At 68.0% G+C, this 18,883-nt stretch carries 14 protein-coding genes; 5 read left to right on the top strand and 9 right to left on the bottom strand.

What is annotated here, in order from left to right; translation table 11 throughout:
* Positions 1-143: 143 nt before the first annotated feature.
* Together AZC_RS14240 and AZC_RS14235 are read right to left on the bottom strand one after the other, a co-directional pair.
* Entirely contained in the window at positions 144-1,406 is a 1,263-nt protein-coding gene (locus AZC_RS14240; protein ID WP_012171278.1) for an ATP-binding protein, read from the bottom strand.
* Complete coding sequence (locus AZC_RS14235; protein ID WP_012171277.1) at positions 1,403-2,125, bottom strand: response regulator; 723 nt, start codon at positions 2,123-2,125, stop codon at positions 1,403-1,405. Before AZC_RS14235 ends, AZC_RS14240 begins: the two co-directional genes overlap by 4 nt.
* A 225-nt stretch (positions 2,126-2,350) precedes the next feature.
* On the opposite strand from AZC_RS14235, the gene AZC_RS14230 reads away from it, so the two are divergent.
* The 4 genes from AZC_RS14230 to AZC_RS14215 all read left to right on the top strand — a co-directional run bounded on the left by AZC_RS14230 (position 2,351) and on the right by AZC_RS14215 (position 8,641).
* The gene (locus AZC_RS14230; protein ID WP_148209850.1) at positions 2,351-2,971 is read left to right on the top strand and encodes a hypothetical protein; all 621 of its coding nucleotides are present in this window, start codon (positions 2,351-2,353) and stop codon (positions 2,969-2,971) included.
* 673 nt (positions 2,972-3,644) lie between these two features.
* Entirely contained in the window at positions 3,645-4,904 is a 1,260-nt protein-coding gene (locus AZC_RS26370; protein WP_158304118.1) for a PAS domain S-box protein, read from the top strand.
* Between the two features lie 76 nt (positions 4,905-4,980).
* Positions 4,981-7,068: a glycogen debranching protein GlgX gene (gene glgX / locus AZC_RS14220; protein WP_043879388.1), complete on the top strand. Its 2,088-nt coding sequence runs from the start codon at positions 4,981-4,983 to the stop codon at positions 7,066-7,068.
* 79 nt (positions 7,069-7,147) lie between these two features.
* On the top strand, positions 7,148-8,641 hold the full coding sequence (locus AZC_RS14215; RefSeq protein WP_012171273.1) for a carboxypeptidase M32: 1,494 nt from the start codon (positions 7,148-7,150) through the stop codon (positions 8,639-8,641).
* Between the two features lie 4 nt (positions 8,642-8,645).
* Here AZC_RS14215 and AZC_RS14210 read toward each other — a convergent pair whose 3' ends face one another.
* The 5 genes from AZC_RS14210 to AZC_RS14190 form a co-directional block, all read right to left on the bottom strand.
* On the bottom strand, positions 8,646-9,755 hold the full coding sequence (locus AZC_RS14210) for a DUF1513 domain-containing protein (protein ID WP_012171272.1): 1,110 nt from the start codon (positions 9,753-9,755) through the stop codon (positions 8,646-8,648).
* 16 nt (positions 9,756-9,771) lie between these two features.
* On the bottom strand, positions 9,772-10,845 hold the full coding sequence (locus tag AZC_RS14205; protein WP_052285937.1) for an imelysin family protein: 1,074 nt from the start codon (positions 10,843-10,845) through the stop codon (positions 9,772-9,774).
* Positions 10,846-10,926: 81 nt separating this feature from the next.
* Positions 10,927-12,171: a di-heme oxidoredictase family protein gene (locus tag AZC_RS14200; RefSeq protein WP_012171270.1), complete on the bottom strand. Its 1,245-nt coding sequence runs from the start codon at positions 12,169-12,171 to the stop codon at positions 10,927-10,929.
* Positions 12,171-13,643, bottom strand: a complete 1,473-nt coding sequence (locus AZC_RS14195; RefSeq protein WP_012171269.1) for a multicopper oxidase family protein — start codon at positions 13,641-13,643, stop codon at positions 12,171-12,173. Before AZC_RS14195 ends, AZC_RS14200 begins: the two co-directional genes overlap by 1 nt.
* A 147-nt stretch (positions 13,644-13,790) precedes the next feature.
* A complete protein-coding gene (locus tag AZC_RS14190; protein WP_012171268.1) occupies positions 13,791-15,101 on the bottom strand; it encodes an imelysin family protein in 1,311 nt (436 codons plus the stop codon).
* 570 nt (positions 15,102-15,671) lie between these two features.
* Between AZC_RS14190 and AZC_RS14185 the strand changes: the two genes are divergently transcribed.
* Positions 15,672-16,535: an FTR1 family iron permease gene (locus tag AZC_RS14185; protein ID WP_012171267.1), complete on the top strand. Its 864-nt coding sequence runs from the start codon at positions 15,672-15,674 to the stop codon at positions 16,533-16,535.
* An 11-nt stretch (positions 16,536-16,546) separates the two neighbouring features.
* Here AZC_RS14185 and AZC_RS14180 read toward each other — a convergent pair whose 3' ends face one another.
* A complete protein-coding gene (locus AZC_RS14180) occupies positions 16,547-18,109 on the bottom strand; it encodes a cryptochrome/photolyase family protein (RefSeq protein WP_043879387.1) in 1,563 nt (520 codons plus the stop codon).
* Positions 18,110-18,184: 75 nt separating this feature from the next.
* On the bottom strand, positions 18,185-18,859 hold the full coding sequence (locus AZC_RS14175; RefSeq protein WP_012171265.1) for a DJ-1/PfpI family protein: 675 nt from the start codon (positions 18,857-18,859) through the stop codon (positions 18,185-18,187).
* Positions 18,860-18,883 lie beyond the last annotated feature (24 nt).

Below are 18,883 nucleotides of genomic sequence, written 5' to 3'. Positions count from 1 at the left end.
AGGACGCAGGTTCAAATCCTGGCGCTCCGACCATTGTCCGCGCAACGGCACGCGCGCCGCTGCACCGCACGCCCACTGGTTTGGCAGCGGTCCGGCCGCGGATTTTGAAAGGCTATGGACGTCGCCCAAGGGCACCACCTGTATCAGAGCGTCTCGGTCGCGGCGGGCAGCTCCATGCGCTGGAGCAGGCCGCCGCTCGGGCGGTTCGAGAGGGAGAGGCGGCCGCCGTGGCGGGTGACGATCTCGTGGGCGATGGCAAGTCCGAGCCCGGCGCCGGGAATGATTGCCTGCCGCGCGGGATCCACGCGAAAGAAGGGTTCGAACACCCGTGCCATCAGCGCATCGGGAATGCCTGGCCCGTCGTCCTCGATCACCAGCACACCCTTGCCGCCCTCGGCGGAGACCGCCATGCGGGCGGAGCGGCCGTGGGTGGCGGCATTGACCATGAGATTGCGCATGGCCCGCTTCAGCGCCATGGGACGGCCGGCCACCGTCACCGGCTCGGCCCGCACCAGCTCGATGCTGAGGTCTGTCTGCTTCAACTCCCGTTCCAGGTCGCGGGCGAGAGTGTGGAGGTCCACCGGCTCGTCTCCGGCGCTCTCCACTTCCTCGCGCACGAGCCGGATGGCGCTGTCGGCGATGCGGTCAAGCTCGCTCAGGTCCGACAGCCACTGCTCGCGCTCTTCCTCCAGAAATTCCGCGCGCAGGCGCATGCGGGTGAGGGGGGTGCGCAGGTCATGGGCGGCGGCCGCGACGATGCGCATGCGGCTCTCCATGGAACTGCGCAGCCGGTCCGAGAGGCGGTTGATGGCGACGGCCGCCGCGCGCACTTCCGTGGTGCCCTTTTCCTCAAGGCGCGGCAGCTCACCGTCCGGGCCGATCTCCGCCACGGCCCGCTCGATGATCTCGAGTGGCTTCGTCATGCGATAGACGGCGACGGCGACGACGCCGGTGGTCCCGAGCGCCACCAGCGCCAGCCAGCCGATGAGGAAGAAGGGCAGGTCGCCGGGCGGCCCGGGAGGCATCAATTGGATGGGCAGCACCACGTAGCGGCCGTCGGGTAGCGGAACGGCGGCTGCATGGCGGCCGAATTCGCGCCGATAGACCCGCACCGGTTCCGTGACACCGAGCTGCGCCAGCAGATGGGCCAGCTCCTGCGTCGCCATGGGGTCATACATGCCGTCCGGCTCCCCATTGCTGATGGCCGGCAGGTGCAGGGGCGGCGCCTGATCCTTGAGCAGGCCGATAATGAGCGCGACGACGCTGGCCTCCGCCATGTGCCGCTCCCCCTCCGGCCGCTGCGGGCGGGGCGCGACCAGGTAGAAGAAGACGACCGTCGCGATGATGATCACCACCACCAGCGCGGTGACGAGAAGCGCGATGAGCTTGGTGCGGAGCGAATTCATGCGGAGGGCTTCAGCGCCTCGACGCGCACGGAGAGCTGATAGCCGCCGTTGCGCTGGGTCTTCAGGATCTGGAAGCTGCCGGCGTCCCCGAGCTTGCGCCGCAGGCGGCTGACCAGCACGTCGATGGAGCGGTCAAAGGGGCCGGCCTCGCGCCCCTGCGTGATGTCGAGCAACTGGTCGCGCGACAGGATGCGGCCGGGGCGTTCGAGGAAGGCCACCAGCAGGTCGAACTCCGCGGCTGTGAGAGCCACTTCCGCGCCCGTCTCGCTGGTGACCTGCCGTGTGCCCTGATCGGCGGTGAAGCCGGCGAAACGATAGATCGCACCCGGCGCCGCGGGTTCCTCGCGCTCCGTCGCCCGCCGCAGCACGGCGCGGATGCGGGCCACCAGCTCGCGGGGATTGAAGGGCTTTCCGAGATAGTCGTCCGCCCCGATCTCAAGCCCGATGATGCGGTCCACATCCTCCTTCAACGCCGTCAGCAGGATGATCGGCAGGCGCGAACGAGCGCGCAGGGCGCGGCACAGATCGAGCCCCGAGGCGTCGGGCAGCATCAGGTCGAGAACCACCATGTCGAAGCGGCTGGAGGCGAGGCACTCCTCCATCTCGCGGCCGCTGGCGGCGACCGTGGTCCGGAAGCCCTGGCTGAGAAGATAGCGCGCGAGAAGCTTGCGGATTTCCTGGTCATCGTCGACCACGAGTACATGCGGCGCGTTTTCCACTCGGCGTCCTGTCCTGCTTCGGTTTCCAAGCCCTGTGTCGGGAAACCTGATTACGCTACGCGCGGCCTCGTGCCTTCGCCAGAGTGCATCCGAGCATTGCCTACGCGGGCGCGGAAACATCCGGTTACAAAATCGCCCGGCGCGGCAACATCGGGCAAATCGCTGACCTTCGGCAGCAAACCTGTCCCGTCAGGATGGCTTTCATCGAACGACGGGATGCAGGACGTGACAGCAACACGAAACGCCGGCCTGGTCGCCCTTTTCATGGGGGCGGGGATCGCAGGCTATGTCACCGCCAGCGCGCATGCGGATCCGAGCGAGGGCCTTGAGCGCCCTGCGCTCCAGCAGCGTGTGGCCGATGCGACCGGTCTGCCGCCCGGCGGCCCGGACCGGTCCTCGCCTGGCGCCGAGGGGCCGTCGGGACGTCTGCCGCCCCGCCCGCCTCTGCACGGCCTGCCGCCCTTTCCTCCGCCGCTGGCGCTCGCCACGATGCTCAACGCGCAGGAGACGGCCATCGGCATCCGCTCCGACCAGCTCGATGTCTGGCGGGATTATGCCGATGCGGTTCAGGCGCTGATGGCGCTCCCGCCGCCGCCCAAGGATGAACCCGCGGCCCGCACGGATGCTTTCGCCCGTCCGGCCGAAATGGCGGCACGGGTGCAGGCCTCCGGCAAGAAGGCGGCCGCGGTGCTCGCGGCGCTCGACAAGCTGAAGGCAAAGCTGACGGCGGAGCAACTGGATCGGGCGAAGGTGTTCGAGGCGCAACTGCCGCCTCCGCCGCCGTTCCCTTCCGCGGCTCCGGGCCTTCCTCCGCTCCGCCTGCCGCCGCCCGGCGTGCCCGGCTGAGGCGCATCGGGCTCCGCCCATCTTCTTTCCGGGTTCGACCGGATCCCCGACGAAGACGGCCTTTCCCCACCACTGGCCGTCTTCCGGCGACGGGCGTGTCCTTGGACCGCCCGTCGCTCTTCCTTCCCCGGCTTCGGCCGGACCGGAAACGGGAATGGCCTTTCCCCACCACTGGCCATTTCCGTCGGCGGGCGCGCTTCCGGGCGGCCCGCCATCCCCTTTTCGGCGGCGTGCCGAAGGCGAATGAGGCCGGCTATTCCCCACCACGGCCGGCTTCTCGCGGCGGGTGTGCCTTCGTGCCACCCGCCGCCCTCACGCTTCCCCGGCGCAGGCCGGATTCGAGACGGAGATGACCATCCCCCACCGTTGGTCTTCTCTGCGCGGCGGATGTGCTGCGGGGCAATCCGCCGCCCCCTTTTGCGGTGCCACCCGGCGGATGGCCGGGCGCCGCGACCGGAACGGGCGTGATCCTTTCCCCACCACTGGATGACGTCCGGCAGCGGACGCGCTTCGGCGCGTCCGCTGCACTTCGTGCCTGCGACACCGCCCCCTATCCGGGTCGGGTTGTTTCTTCGCCGGCGGCTGTTACCCTTGTATGCAAAATACAAGGGAGGCGCTCGGAAGGTTGAGCGAGAGGCGGTTCGCCTCTGGCCGACGTTCCGGCGATCACGGCATGTCAATATTGTCCAGCGGATGGCGCGCGTTCACGGTTGCCGAACGGCACCCTGAGACGGCACAGATCACCTCCTTCCATCTCGTGCCCGCCGATGGCGGGGCGCCCCCGGTGCACAAGGCCGGTCAGCACCTGACCCTGCGCCTCTCCGATCCGTCCCGGCTGATCCGCAATTACACCATCTCCACCGCGCCCAACGGCCATCACTGGCGCATTTCGGTGAAGCGGGAAGGCGCGGCGTCGACGTGGCTGCATGACGCGCTCCGGGTCGGCGACACGCTGGAGGTCGCCGGCCCCGGTGGCGATTTCGTGCTGCCGTCTTCGGCCGAGCGTCCGCTGGTGCTGGTGAGCGCCGGCGTCGGCGTGACGCCCATGGTGGCCATGCTGGAAGAGGCGGTGGCTCAGGGCTGGTCGGGGCCCCTGCATTTCATCCATTGCACGCGCGATGCCGCCCATCAGGCCTTCGCCGAACACGTGGCGGACCTTCTGGCGAAGCTGCCCGCCGGCCGCTCGGACATCTTCTATTCCCGCGCGCCCCAGGCGGGACTTGGGGCGAACCAGCATGGCGGTCGCGTGACGCTGGATTTCCTGCGCACCCAGACGCCCCTCGGCGATGCCGACTATTTCCTCTGCGGTCCGGCCGATTTCCTGCGCGACATGGCCCGAGGGCTCCATGAGGCGGGTGTGGACCGCGCGCGCATCCATTACGAATTCTTCGGCCCGCCGGAGGAGATCCTGGAAGAGGCTGCCAGCCCCACGACTCCCATCCCCGTGCGCCCCGCAGTGCCCCGCGCCCCCCAGCCCGTGACGGACGAGACCATGAGCCTTGAAGACCAGTTGGGCCGCGCCCTTCTCGGCAGCGCCGCCGATGCGGTGGTGGCCTGCGACCGCGACGGCATCATCACGCTCTGGAACCCGGGCGCCGAGCGCATCTTCGGCTTCACGCCGGAGGAGGCGGTGGGGCAGTCGCTGGATATCATCATCCCCGAGCCGTTCCGCGCCCGCCATTGGGAGGGCTATCACGTCACGGTCGCCACCGGCGAGAGCCGCTACGGCGCCGGCGATCTCCTCGCGGTGCCCGGCCTGCGCAAGGATGGGGGACGCATCTCCATCGAATTCACCATCGTCCTCCTGAAGGATGGGGCGGGGCAGGTCTCGGGCATGATCTCGTCCATCCGCGATGTCTCCCGCCGCTTCGAGGAGACCAAGGCGCTGAAGAAGCGCGTGGCGGAACTGGAAAAGGCGGCGGGGGCCGCCTGAACCCTCGCCTCCGGCAAGGGAAACTTTGCGGGCGCGGCAGCGTTTCAGTTCGGATGTCGAACCGCGCGAGCCCCCCATGCAGCATGATTTTCACCCCGTCCGCGAAATCCTGGCCGGCGATCCGACGCGGCTCGGCGCCGTCTACGACGGGCAGGGGACGAATTTCGCGCTGTTTTCCGCGCATGCGGAGCGGGTGGAACTCTGCCTCTTCGACGGCACCGGCCGGCAGGAGCTGGAGCGCATCACCCTGCCCGAATATACGGACGAGGTCTGGCACGGCTATCTGCCGGGCGTCGGACCCGGCACGCTCTATGGCTACCGGGTCCACGGCCCCTATGCCCCGGAGGAGGGGCACCGCTTCAATCCCAACAAGCTGCTGATTGATCCCTACGCCCGCGATCTCGTGGGGGCGGTGAAATCGTCTCCCGCTCATTATGGCTATGTGCTCGGCGGCGAGGAGCAGGATCTCGCCTTCGACACGCAGGACAGCGCGCCCTTCATGCCCAAGTGCCGCGTGGTGGATCCGCGCGAGGACGGCGGTCGCATCCACGCCAAGCCCCGCGTGCCGTGGGACCGGACGGTGATCTATGAGACCCATGTGAAGGGCATGACGAAGCTGCATCCTTCGGTGCCGGCGGACCTGCGCGGGACCTTCGAGGGCATGGGGCATCGCGCGGTGGTGGACTATGTGAAGAGCCTCGGCGTCACTGCCGTCGAGCTTCTGCCCGTGCATGCCTTTCCCGATGATCCCTATCTCGTGGAAAAGGGCCTCGCCAATTACTGGGGCTACAACACGATTTCCTTCTTCACGCCGGAGCTGCGCTATCGCGGCCCCCGCGGGCGCGCCGGTTTTCGCCGCATGGTGCGGGCCTTCCATGATGCGGGCATTGAGGTGATCCTCGACGTGGTGTTCAACCACACCGCCGAGGGCAATGAGCTGGGGCCGACGCTTTCCTTCAAGGGCATCGACAACTTCAGCTACTACCGGACGATGCCCGACACGCCGCGCCACTACATCAACGACACCGGCACCGGCAACACCATGAACGTCGCCCATCCGCGCGTGATGCGGATGGTGCTGGACAGTCTGCGCTACTGGGCGAGCGAGATGGAGGTGGACGGCTTCCGCTTCGACCTCGCCACGATCCTCGGCCGCGAGCCCCATGGCTTTGATCCGCGCGGCGGCTTCCTCGATGCCATCGGGCAGGATCCGGTGCTCGCGCAGGTGAAGCTGATCGCGGAGCCCTGGGACATCGGCCCTGGCGGCTATCAGGTCGGCGCCTTCCCGCCCGGCTGGGGCGAGTGGAACGACAAATTCCGCGACACCATGCGCGATTACTGGCGCGATACCGAGGGCACCACAGGCGACTTTGCGGCTCGCCTCACGGGCTCCGGCGACATCTATAATCAGCGCGGGCGCCGGCCCTGGGCTTCGGTGAATTTCATCACCGCCCACGACGGTTTCACCCTCAACGACGTCGTTTCCTACAACGACAAGCACAACGAGGCGAACGGCGAGAACAATGCCGACGGCCACTCCCACAACCGCAGCTTCAATTACGGCGTGGAAGGCCCGACCGACGATCCGGGCATTCGCGCCGTGCGCGAGCGGCAGAAGCGCAACCTGCTGGCGACGCTGCTCCTCTCGCACGGCACGCCCATGCTGCTCGGCGGCGACGAGTTCGGCCGCACGCAGGATGGCAACAACAATTGTTATTGCCAGGACAATCCTCTCTCCTGGATCGACTGGAAGGGCATAACGGAGGAGGGCAAGGCGCTGACCGCCTTCGTGCGCAAGCTGCTGGCCCTGCGCGCCCGCCAGCCCTTGCTGCGGCGGGCGAGTTTCCGCGATGGCATGGTCGTCACCTGGCTCAATCCGGGCGGCGGCGAGCAGACGCTGGAACAATGGGCCGATGCCGGCGCCACCTCCATCGCCGTTCGCCTGGCGCGGGAGGACCTTCAGGGACAGGAGGGTGTTTGGCGTGAACTCATCCTCGCCTTCAATCCCCATGAGGCGCCCGTGCCGTTCGTCCTGCCCGAACGCGGGGGGAAGCGCTGGGAGGCGGTGCTGGACACGGACATGGGCGAGGGGCCGGCCCGCTCAACGGCCGGTGGCGCGGAGGCCGTCGAACTCGCGGGTCGCTCTCTGGTGCTGTTCGCGTGAGGGCGACGGGAGCGGCCCCCTAGGCAAGCGGCCTCCCAGCGCCTAACCATGGCCCCGGAACGTTCGATCCGGGGACCCCATGACCGCCTATTCCGCGCTTTCCGCCCATTTCGGCCGCGCCGCGGCGCTCTCCAACGCGCTCGGTATCCTCCAGTGGGACAGCGACACCATGATGCCCAAGGGCGCCGTGGGCACGCGGGCCGAAAGCATGGCGCTGCTGCGCGTGCTGGCGCACGAGATGGTGACCGATGCACGCATCGGCGACTGGATCGCGGATGCGGAAGCCGACACCGCGCTCGATGCCTGGGCGAAGGCCAACGTTCGCGAGATCCGCCGCGTGTGGACGGTGGAAACCGCCGTGCCGGCCGATCTGGTGGAAGCCTCCAGCAAGGCGATCTCCATCTGCGAGATGACATGGCGGCAGGCCCGCGCGGATGCCGATTTCAAGGCTCTGCTGCCCTATCTCTCCGAAGTGCTGCGCCTCCAGCGGGAGATCGGCACCGCCAAGGGCGAGAAGCTCGGGCTCTCCGCCTATGACGCGCTGTTGAACGATTATGAGCCCGGCGGCCGCTCGGCGCGCATCGACGCCCTGTTTGCGGACCTTGCCGCCTTCCTGCCCGGCTTCCTCGACGAGGTGCTGGCCGTGCAGGGCCGGCGGCCTCAGGACGCACCACTCGTCGGCCCTTTCCCGGTGGAGGCGCAGCGGGCCTTCGGCGTGAAGATGATGGGCATCGTCGGCTATGATTTCGAGCGTGGGCGGCTCGATGTCTCGACCCACCCCTTCTGCGGCGGCGCCGACAATGATGTGCGCATCACCACCCGCTACAACACGGACGATTTCACCCATGCCCTCATGGGCGTGATGCACGAGACCGGCCACGCGCTCTATGAGCAGGGCCGCCCGCAGGCGGTGCTCGGCCAGCCGGTGTCGCAGGCGCGCAGCATGTCCGTGCATGAGAGCCAGTCGCTGCTCATGGAGATGCAGGCCTGCCGCAGCCGCGAGTTCCTGCGCTTCGCCGCCCCGCTCATGCGGGAGGCGTTCGGCGGCGAGGGGCCGGCCTGGGAGGCGGATGCCCTGTGGCGGCGCTACACCCATGTGGAGCGCGGTTTCATCCGTGTGGATGCTGATGAGGTCACCTATCCCGCCCACGTCATCCTGCGCTACCGGCTGGAAAAGGCGCTGATCGCGGACGAGATGCCGCTCTCGGAGCTCCCCGCCGCCTGGAATGCGCAGATGCAGGAACTGGTGGGCGTCACCCCGCCGGATGATCGCCTCGGCTGCCTTCAGGATGTCCATTGGCCGAGCGGCGGCTGGGGCTATTTCCCCACCTATACGCTGGGCGCCATGACGGCGGCCCAGATCTTCGATGCCGCCAAACGCGCCGATGCCGACATTCTGCCCGGCATCGCGCGGGGCGATTTCAAGCCGCTGGTGACGTGGCTGCGCGCCAACATCCACGGCCAGGGCTCGCTCTATGAGACGGACGACCTCCTGACCCGCGCCACCGGGCGCCCGCTGGATGCCTCGGTGTTCAAGGCGCACCTGCGCCGGCGCTACATCGAGGAAATCTGACCCCTCAGGCGACCACCATGTGGTTGTCATAACGGGGCCCGCCGGTGCGGCGGGCCACCACGCCGAGGCCGTCCGCTTCGGCGGCGATCACGATCACCTCGCCATAGCCGCTGGTGGCGATGAAGCGGCCGGGTTCCGGGGTCGCGGCCAGCCCGCAACCGTCCACGAGCGGCACCGCCCCCACATAGCGCCCGTTCCGCTGCCAGACGGAGACGCGCCCGCCGCGCGGGCTGGCGCAGGCGACAAAGGCGCCCGAGGCGTCGATGGCCACCGAGCCCACATAGCCGCGCAAAGCGCGCAATTCGTTCTCCGGCGCCTCATAGGCGGTCAGCTTGCCGTCTTTCGCGATGTCGAACAGCAGCGGCCGCGCGACACCATCGGCCAGCAGATCCTGCGCCGCCACCACAACGCCGCCTTGCCCGTCACGGGCGAGATGGCGCAGGGACAGGCTGGCGAGATCCTGCGAGAGCGCGCCCTCGCCCCTGATGCTGCCGGAGGCGGGATCGAGCAGCGAGATGGTGGAGCCGGACACCTCCGCATCGCGGGCCTCAGGCGTGTGGGGCTCGATGCCGCCATTCGCCACCACCAGCGTCTCGCCCACCCGCATCAGATCGTGCGGGCCGTCGCCATTGGTCGACCATTCGGCGGTGATCTCGAATTTTCCGGCGACGGAGCGCACCGCCACCATGCCGCGCCCCATGGTGCGGCGGGGGCCGTCCTCAATGCCGCGCTCGATCTCATTGGTGAGGAACAGCGCGCCGTCCGGGGAGAAGCGCCCATGGCCCGAGAACACCCGGCCCTCGCCCGGCGCGAACTGCGAGACGAGCCCGCCCCGCGCGCGATCGAACACCAGCGCCACATGGCCCGGCCGGCGGCCCACGGCCACGGCGAGCGGGCTGTTGGGGCTGGCTTCGATGCCGTGAAGGCGCGCGGGTGTGGTGGCCTTGGGGGCGGCTGTCATGTCTGTGCCCATGGCGAGCGCGCCAAAGCCCTTGTCCAGCCCGGCGGTGGTCAGCCAGCCCTCGTCGAGGGCGTGCACATCGGCATAGCTGCGGCGCGGCCAGGCGATCACGGCGCTGGCGAGGCCCAGCAGCGAGCGGCGGGAAAAGCCCATGGCGGCCTCCTCTCGATCAGTCCCCATCGAGGGCGTTGAAGCCCAGCGAGATGCCGAAATAGGAGGCGATGGGGCGATAGACGGTGAGCTGCGCCGCCTTGAAGACCTTCACCTCCGCCTGCACCTTCTGCTCGCCTGCGGCGGTCTGGGCGGCGGCGGAGAGGTCTGCGGGGAAGTCGGCGGCCGCCTTGTCGGCGGCGGTAGCGGCGCGGTTCACCACATACTGCGGGCGGCTCGGCAACTGCTTGGCCACCTCCTGCAACAGGGAGTTGGCACTGGTGATCATCACCTTGACCACCTGTCCCGAGCGGCCGGCGCGCCAGCCATCCGCCAGCAGGGGTTTCGCATTTTCCGGGTTCGGGCCGAGCACGGGCAAGATCTTGATGTCCGTCGTGCGCTGATAGGCCATGGCAAGGTCGGTCAGGAACATGCCCGGCAGGGCGCCGAGATCGGGAAAGAGCGTGGTGTCGCCTTTGCCCGAGACGATGGCGCCCAGCACGCCTTCGGTGCGGCTGCCCCAGGCGGTGCGGATCTCGCCGGCCATGGTCGCGAGGTTCTGGGCGATGCCGAGCCCATAGGCCCGCCGCCGCACGGCTTCATCGCCTTTCAGCAGGGCATCCGCCGCTCCGTCCTCGAACAGCAGCCGCTCCAGGGCCGGAAAGCCCTGTGCGCCAGCGCTCGACTGGGCGAGGCGGTCGGGCGCGACGCGGCCGGCATCGGCATCCGAGATGATCTCGCCCATGGCGCGGGAGATGGCGTTGCGCCGGTCGGGGAAGAAGTTGAATCGATCCGGCCGCAGGTTCTGGCTGGCGGGACCCAGCGTGATGAACTCCACCGCCGTCCAGGCGTCCGCCGCCTTGGCAAACGCGCTCTTGAGGCCGGGTATGGCGCCCACGTCCGGCTTGGCGACGAAGGCCTCCCAGGCGGCCTTCTGGGCCTCGGTTGCCTCGCGCAGCGTGTCATAGCGCGGGAGCAGCCAGCCTTCGATGAGCGGGATGGGATCGAGCTTTGGATCCGCCGCAAAGCCAAGGCGTGGCAGGCCGCTTGCGGCGACCAGCGTCAGGAGAAAGCGGCGGGACAGGCGGATCATCGAACAAGGCTCTCCACGGCGGCCGGTGCATGTCACGGCATGCAAGAAGCGGGAACCGGCCGGATCATAGCTTGGAACAGGTCATAGCTTGGAAACATATTGCAGGAGTGCCGCCTTCTGGCCAGCGGGCAGCGCCCTGAAACGCGCGACCGCACCTGCGGCCTGTCCGCCATGCCACAGCACTGCCTCCTCGACCGATTTGGCCCGGCCGTCGTGCAGCAGCCCGGTGTCGCGGGCGAGCGCATCCGACAGGCCGGCCAGCGGCGCCGTGCGCCATTCGCTCGGCTTTGCGCCGGGGTCCGGCAGCGTATCCGCGAGGCCTTCGCCGAGATCGTGCAGCATCAGGTCGGTGAAGAGGCGCACGGTGCCGCCCTGGCGCGAGGGCAGCGCCGGCTGGTGACAGGCGGCGCAGCCCGTGGCGGCGAACAGCCTCGCCCCGGCGGGGTCCTTTTCCGTGTCCGGCGTCGTTAGGGAAGCCACATAGGCCACGACGCGATCGAGAATGCTGTCGGGAATCTCGAGCCCCCCTTCGCCCCTCTCGCCGTGCGGCGCATTGCGGCAGGCGATCTGCACCGGCGTGCAATCGCCCCAGGGCTCGGGATGGAAGGACGTGGACATGCCCATGTCGAGGAAGAAGGCTTCCGCCGACTGGGAGGCGAGGGTGGGCTGGGAGGCCTTCCAGCCGTAACGGCCGATCACCGTCTTCCCATTGGCGGCGGGCACGCGCCGCAGCCGGCCATGCACCGCATCGGGGCCCTTGGCCTGCTGGGCCTCCAGCTTTTCAAGCGCGGCGTCCGAAACCTGCTCAAGCTGGCCGCGCCCGCGCAGATCCTGCGCGACGCGCAACGACAGCCCGGTCGCGGAAGCCAGAGGTCCATAGCCCAGTTGCTGGGGCGCGGGCGTGCGGGCGGTGCGTCCGTCGGGAAGCGGCTCGTCCGCGACGCCGAGAATGCCTTCCGGCGTGAGCCCTGGCACGGCGTCGATCTGCAACCGCCGGCCATAGACCGGATCGCCCGTGCCCCCCGGCTGCATGAGCACCAGCACCATGCCGCGCCCATCGAGCTGTCCATCCGGCGTCACGATTGTGCGCGCGCGCCTGCCGTCGGGATGGCAGGAGGCGCAGGAGCGGGCATCGAACAGCGGGCCGAGCCCGTCGTCCGCATGGGTGGAGGAGGGCGCGGGCACCCAGGCGCGGTTGAAAAGGGCGCGGCCGATGCGGATGTCGAGCCCGTCGAGGCCTCCGGCGGCGAGGGCAGCGGTTGCCGCCCCGCACAGGCCGGCAAGGAGGCTCAGGCCGAGCAGGACGCGGGTCGGACGGGAGATCATCAGGCGACCTTGAACCAGCCCATGAGGCCGGTGTCCATGTGTTCCAGGATGTGGCAGTGGAACACCCAGTTGCCGCTCACCGCCTTGAAGGCAATCTCCACTGTTTCGTTCGGCTCCACGATCACCGTGTCCGCAAGGTATTGCGGCATCTTCGGCTTCTTGGAGTGGGAGAGCACCCGGAAGATGTGGCCGTGCAGGTGCATGGGATGCACGTGCTTGGTCACGTTGGTCATGGAGACGATGTAGCTGGCGCCATGATCCATGCGGGCCAGAGGCGGCGGCAGCCGCAGATCCTCGCGGGTGGACCAGCTGTCGCGGCTGATGGCCCAGTGGGTTGTCGATCCCACGCATAGCGAATTGGCGAGGGCCTTGGACAGGGGATCGTCCGCCGGCAAAGGCGGTGAGACGGCGGTGGGGCCGGCGGACACCTGGAGCAGGAATTCCAGCTTCTGCGCCTTCTTCAGGTCCGGCAGCGGCACCTGTGGCGCGGGCAGCGGCCGAGGCTTCACCGGCGTCTTGCGCTTGCCCGTATCCACAGCGACCAGCGTCGTCAGCAGGTAAGGCTCGTCCGAGCGATAATCGTAGATCTTCACTTCCTCGCCCGGCGCGGGCATCCGGATCTGCACGTCGGCGCGCATGGCCGACCCCATGCGCCATACGCCGTTCGGCAGCGCATTGAGGGAGACCGGCGGCAGGGCCTGCCCGTCCACGGCAATCAGGAAGGCATCATCGCTGTCGCAGCCGAGGTCGATGACCCGCGTGGCATCCGCCACCAGCGCGCGCACGCGGACGTCACCGAAGGCCGGCGCCTCAACGCGGGGGGGCGTCGTCTTGCCGTTGGTGGCGCGGATGGTGCCGAAGGTGCCGGCGTTCGCGGCGCCGTCGTCCGTCGTCATGTCCAGCCACTTGCCGTCGGGGGCCAGGCGCCAGTCCTTCACCACCACGAAGCATTCGGCATCATAGCCCGCCTTTGCCTCGGCGGGATCATCCACAACCAGCAGGGCCGCAAGGCCGCGCCCGACCTGACCGGTCTCGTCGCAATGGGGATGGATGAAATAGAAGCCGGCGTCCGGTAGCGGCACGTTGTAGCGGAAGTGCCCGCCGGGCTCGACCACGTCCTGCGTCAGCGGCGGCACGCCGTCGGAGAGATAGGGCAGGCGGATGCCGTGCCAGTGGACCGTGGTGGGATCGGGAAGGGCGTTCTCGAAATCGACGATGAGGCGCGTGCCCCGCTGGAAGCGGAACATCTTGAACAGTTCGCCGTCATAGGCGCAGACGCGACGTGTCAGGGGGCCATCGGCACCGAGCAGCCGGGCGTCTATCTCGCGCGCGGTCAGCGTCAGATTGCGGGTCGGGGCGGAGGCGGGCAGCGTGTCGAAGGCGGCAGGCACCTGACCGATGGCAGACGGCACGAAGGACACCACGCCGACGGCGGCCCCTCCCAGCAACAGACTGCGACGCGAAATCTTCACTTCAACATCTCCCGTCGAACCCCGCTCAGCAGGATCCGCTGTGGCCCCGATCGTCGGGCCGTCCGGGCGGCGGGCACCGAAGGGTGCCAGCAGGCAGAGGGTTCAGGCCGTGCCCGGCGCCATGGGGCGCCGGGCACGGGAAAAGACTCACTTCTTCTTGGCGTTCTTCGGATCATCAAGGCTCTTGGAGCCCTCGACCTTGATCTGGATCTTGAGGGCGGCGACGCCACGCTCGATGGCATGGGCCTGCGCCACGAGTGCATCCACGCCGTCCTGGATCATCTTGTTGCCCTCGGCATTCCCCTCGGCGAGCATCATGTCGTAATACATGCGGCCGCTGTCGGCGGTGTCCTTGATGACCTTCAGAGCCGCATCGGCGCCCTTGATCTTGGCATCGATCTCATCGGCGATCTTGGCATCCTTCGCCCGCACGAGGTCGGCGACGGAAGGACCGGTGAAGGTGGAGCCGTCGTAGCGCTTGGTGCGGCCATAATAGATGTCGGCGATGCCAACCTCGTCGTAATAATGCGAATTGTGGGTGTTGTCGGAGAAGCAGTCGTGCTCCTCTTCCGGGTCGTGGAGGATGAGGCCGAGCTTCATGCGCTCGCCGGCCAGTTCGCCGTAGGAGAGCGAGCCGATGCCGGTGAAGATGGTGGCAAGGCCCGCCTTGTCATTCTTCTTGAGCAGCGCGGCGCGCGCCTTGCCCTTCGGGCCCCAGTCCTCGGCCATCTCCTTGAGATCGGCGACCAGCGTGTCGGTGGCGACCTTCAGATACTGGGCGCGGCGCTCGCAATTGCCGTGAGTGCAGGCGTTCTTGTCATAGTCCGTATAGGGACGCTCACCGGCGCCGGGTCCGGTGCCGTGCAGGTCCTGGCCCCACAGGAGGAACTCGATGGCGTGCCAGCCGCTCGCCACGTTGGCCTCCACGCCGCCCGCGGAGTTCAGCTTGTGCAGCAGCTCGGGCGTGAGGTTCGTGGTGTCGATCGTCTTCTTGCCGATGCGGATCGACTTGTTGGCGATGATGTTCGCCGTATAGAGCGGATTTTCATCCGACTTCGTGCCGTAGCTCTTGGTATCGACATAGTCGATCAGGCCTTCATCGAGCGGCCAGGCGTTGACGTTGCCTTCCCACTCGTCGACGATCTTGTTGCCGAAACGGAAACCTTCCGTCTTCATGTAGGAGATACGGGCCTTGCGCCAGGCCTCCTGGGCGGCCTTCTGGGTCTCGGCGCTGGGGGCGGCGATGAAGGCGTCGATGGCCTTCTGCATCTCGGCGGCAGCGGTGTAGCTGTCCGTATACATCGCCTGCGCAAGATCGGCGTAGCTGGTGATCACGGACCGGGCGCTCGGGGCGGCATTGGCCGCTGGCGCCGGGGCGGGTTTCGCGGTCTGGGCAATCGCGGGTCCGGCCATGCCGAAGGCCAGCGCGAAAGCGGCGGCGACCATCTGCGCGCGCATCTATGACATCTCCCAATCGGCTTCGCAGCGGGTCAATGGCGCGGAACCGCGCTCCTGCGAAGCGGCGCCAAGCGCCAAGCGGGAACCTATCCCCGAGCCAAGCAAGATCACAAGGTGAGTCAAAGACAATGGAATAATTCCATGGAAGCTCCGCGAGACATCCATAATGAAATGGAGGAAAGTCCTCGTATCGCAGAATTGTGAGGCGGTTGCGCTGAGGGTGTGACATCTGTTCGCCCGCACCGCTGCGGGCAAGGTGACGCAGCGCGGCACGCCACTTCTCTTTCGGTAGCCGCCTCCAACGGAGGAGGTGGAAAGGCTATTTTTGAGATGATCTAAAGTAGATCATTTCTAAATATTCGCCGTCTCGGTGACACCGCCGGACGGGCCGTGTACCACAGATCAGACACGCGCCGGACCTCGCAAATGCTTGCCGTTACGGCAGGTCAGGCGCGGAAATTGAGCTGATGCGTACAGGTGCCCATCGGGGCTTCGTCGCGGATCTTGAGGGGCTGCCATGTCCCGATGATGATGCGATCGGGCCTCGCAGGCGACGTCGGGAGATGCCCCATGCTGGCGGCCTTCGTCATCGTGTTCCGGGAAGTGCTCGAAGCCGGCCTCATCGTCGGCGTGATGCTTGCGGCCTCCGAAGGCGTGCGCGGGCGGGGTGCGGTGATTTCGGCCGGCATTCTCGGCGGTGCCATCGGCTCGGCCGTGATCGCGCTCTTTGCGGAGCAGATCGCCAATCTCTTCGAAGGCTCGGGCCAGGAACTCCTGAACGCGGCCATCCTGTCCGTCGCGGTGGTCATGCTGGTCTGGACGGTGGTCTGGATGGCGAGCCACGGCCGCGAGATGGTGATCGAGATGCGGGCTCTGGGCGGCGATGTGAAGGCCGGGCGCCGGCCGCTCGCCGCGCTGGGGCTCGTGGTTGGCATGGCTGTGCTTCGCGAGGGCGTCGAGATCGTTCTGTTCATGTACGGCATCGCCATCACCGGTGGCGAAACGCCGCTGAACGTCTTCTTCGGCTTCATGCTGGGTGTGGCTGCCGGCGGAGCCGTCTCCTTCCTGCTTTACCGGGGCCTCGTCAGCATTCCGGTCAAGCACCTGTTCAAGACCACGACGGTGCTCATCACGCTTCTGGCTGCCGGCCTCTCGGCGCAGGTGGTGGGCATCCTCCAGGATTCCGGCTTCATCCAGTCACTGGCCGATCCGCTGTGGGACAGCACCTGGCTGCTGGCGGACGACAGCGCCGTCGGCCGCGTGCTGCGCACCCTCGTCGGCTATCGCGCCCAGCCCACGGGCATGCAGCTCATCGCCTATGCGGCCACCGTGGCGGTGATCGTGGGCCTCTCGGTTGCGGTGAACGGTCGCCTCGCCCGCGCCAAGGCGGCTGCACCCGTTCGCCATACGCCGATGCTCCAGCCCGGCGAGTGAGCCGGGGCGTCTCAGTCGAGGTCGGAGCCCGTCGCGTCCAGCCGCGTCAGGAAGGCGTGGGCGCTCTCAGCGATGGCGTCGCGCCTCTTTTCGTCCAGCCGGTCGAAGGTGCGATAGGCGGTGGCGAGCCGCGCATTGCCGGCGAGCACTGTGCGGTTGCGGGCGAGGAAGTCCCAGTACAGGTAGTTGAACGGACAGGCTTTTGGTCCCGTCTTGGCCGCGACGTCATAGGCGCAGCCGCCGCAATAGTCGCTCATGCGGTCGATATAGGCCCCGCTCGCCGCATAGGGCTTTGAGCCGAGCAGGCCGCCGTCCGCGAACTGGCTCATGCCGATGGTGTTGGGTGCTTCCACCCATTCGAAGGCATCGGCATAGACTGCGAGATACCATTCGTGCACCTGCCGCGGCGCGATGCCCGCCAGCAGCGCGAAATTGCCGGTCACCATGAGCCTCTGGATGTGGTGGGCATAGGCTTCCGCCTTGGTCTGGCCGATGGCCGCGGCCATGCAGGCCATCCGCGTCTCGCCGCTCCAGTAGAGCGAGGGCAGGGGCCGTGATGCGGCAAGCGCGTTGCGGTCCAGATAGCCCGGCATGGTCAACCAGTAGATGCCGCGCACATATTCCCGCCAGCCCAGAATCTGGCGGATGAAGCCCTCGACGGCATTGAGCGGGGCCCGGCCGGCCCGATATTCGGCCTCCGCCCGCTGGCATACCTCGAGGGGCGAGAGCAGGCCGACGTTGAGATAGAGTGCGATCACGGCGTGATAGAGGAAGGGCTCGCCCTCCAGCATCGCATCCTGATAGTCGCCGAAGCGGGGCAGGGCTTCTGTGAGGAAATGCGCGAAGGCGGTTTCCGCGTCCGCCCGCGTCACGGCGAACCAGAAGGGTTTTATGTCCCCGAAATGGTCCGCGAAGCGGGCCGCGACGAGTTCGAGCACCTCCCGCGTGTCCGCGGAAGGCGCAAAGCGGGGCGGGCGGGGCATGAAGAGGTCGGCGCGCGCCGGCTTGCGGTTTTCGGCATCGAAATTCCAGCGCCCGCCACAGGGCTCCCCACCATCCATCAGCAGGCCCGTGCGGCGGCGCATCTCGCGATAGAAGAACTCCATGCGCAGGCCCTTGCGCTCACCGGCCCAGGCACGGAAGAAGGCCTCCGGGCAGAGGAAGCGGTCGTCGGGCGAAAGGTCGAGCGTCCGCCCCTCCATCCACGGAGCGTCGGCCCAGGCCTTCTGTGCCTCCAGAACGCGCCATTCGCCCGCTTCGGTCGCTGCCACGCGCTCGGGGTCCCAGCGTCCGACGGCGCGTTCCAGTTCGCCGCTGAAGGAGCCGGTGTTTACGGGATCCGCGAGGCGCACATAGTCGACGCGCCAGCCGTCCGCTTCCAGCTCGCGGGCGAAGGCCCGCATGGCTGCGAGGATGAAGGCGATCTTCTTCCTGTGGTGCGGCACATAGGTGGTCTCCTCGGCCACCTCCACCATCAGCACCACGTCCCGCTTGCGATCCCCGCCCCTGAGCGCGGAGAGGCCGGGCGAGAGCTGATCGCCCAGCACGAAGCGCAATGTCCCGCTCTTTGCCATGTCACCCCGCAGCGTCACCCGCCCTATACGGGCGGGGCGGGCGAGCGGTTTGCACCAGCGTTTTGCGGGAGCCTCTTAAGCGGCCGTGATGCGGGCGATGATGGCCTCGCGAGCCTTGCGGGAGGCCGAGAAGCGTTCGCGCACCGCCTGCACGATCTCCGCCGGTGCCTCCTGCGGCGTGCCGGACTGGAAGGGCGGGGCGGGCGCATATTCCAGTGCCAACTGGACCCGCTGCGCGGTCTCCGCCCCCAGCAACTCGGCGATCACGGTGAGGCCGAAGTCGATGCCGGAGGTGACGCCGCCGGCGGTGATGAGATTGCCGTCCCGCACCACGCGCCCTTCGGTCGGAATGGCGCCGAAGGCGGTGAGCAGGTCCACCGCATTCCAGTGGCTGGTGGCGCGCTTGCCCTTCAGGAGACCGGCGGCGCCCAGCACCAGAGAGCCGGTGCAGACGGAAGTGAGATAGCGCACCTCGCCCGCGCGGCTGCGGATGAAATCGAGCGCGTCCGCGTCCTCCATGAGCGCATTCACCCCCGCGCCACCGGGCACGCACAGCACATCAAGGGGCGGGCAGTCCGCATAGGTGGCGGTGGGCACCAGCGGCAGGCCAGTGGAGGCAATGACAGGCGCGCGCTCGCGGCCGATCAGCAGCACTTCGGTCTCGGGCGCCGAGGCGAACACCTCATAGGGGCCGGTCAGGTCCAACTGCTGGACATCAGGAAAGGCAAGGATGCCGAAACGAAGAGGCATGGGACACTCCGGTGCTTGACGCAG

This window comes from Azorhizobium caulinodans ORS 571 (assembly GCF_000010525.1).
Lineage (GTDB): Bacteria > Pseudomonadota > Alphaproteobacteria > Rhizobiales > Xanthobacteraceae > Azorhizobium > Azorhizobium caulinodans.
This window is presented reverse-complemented; position numbering and strand designations above follow the sequence as displayed.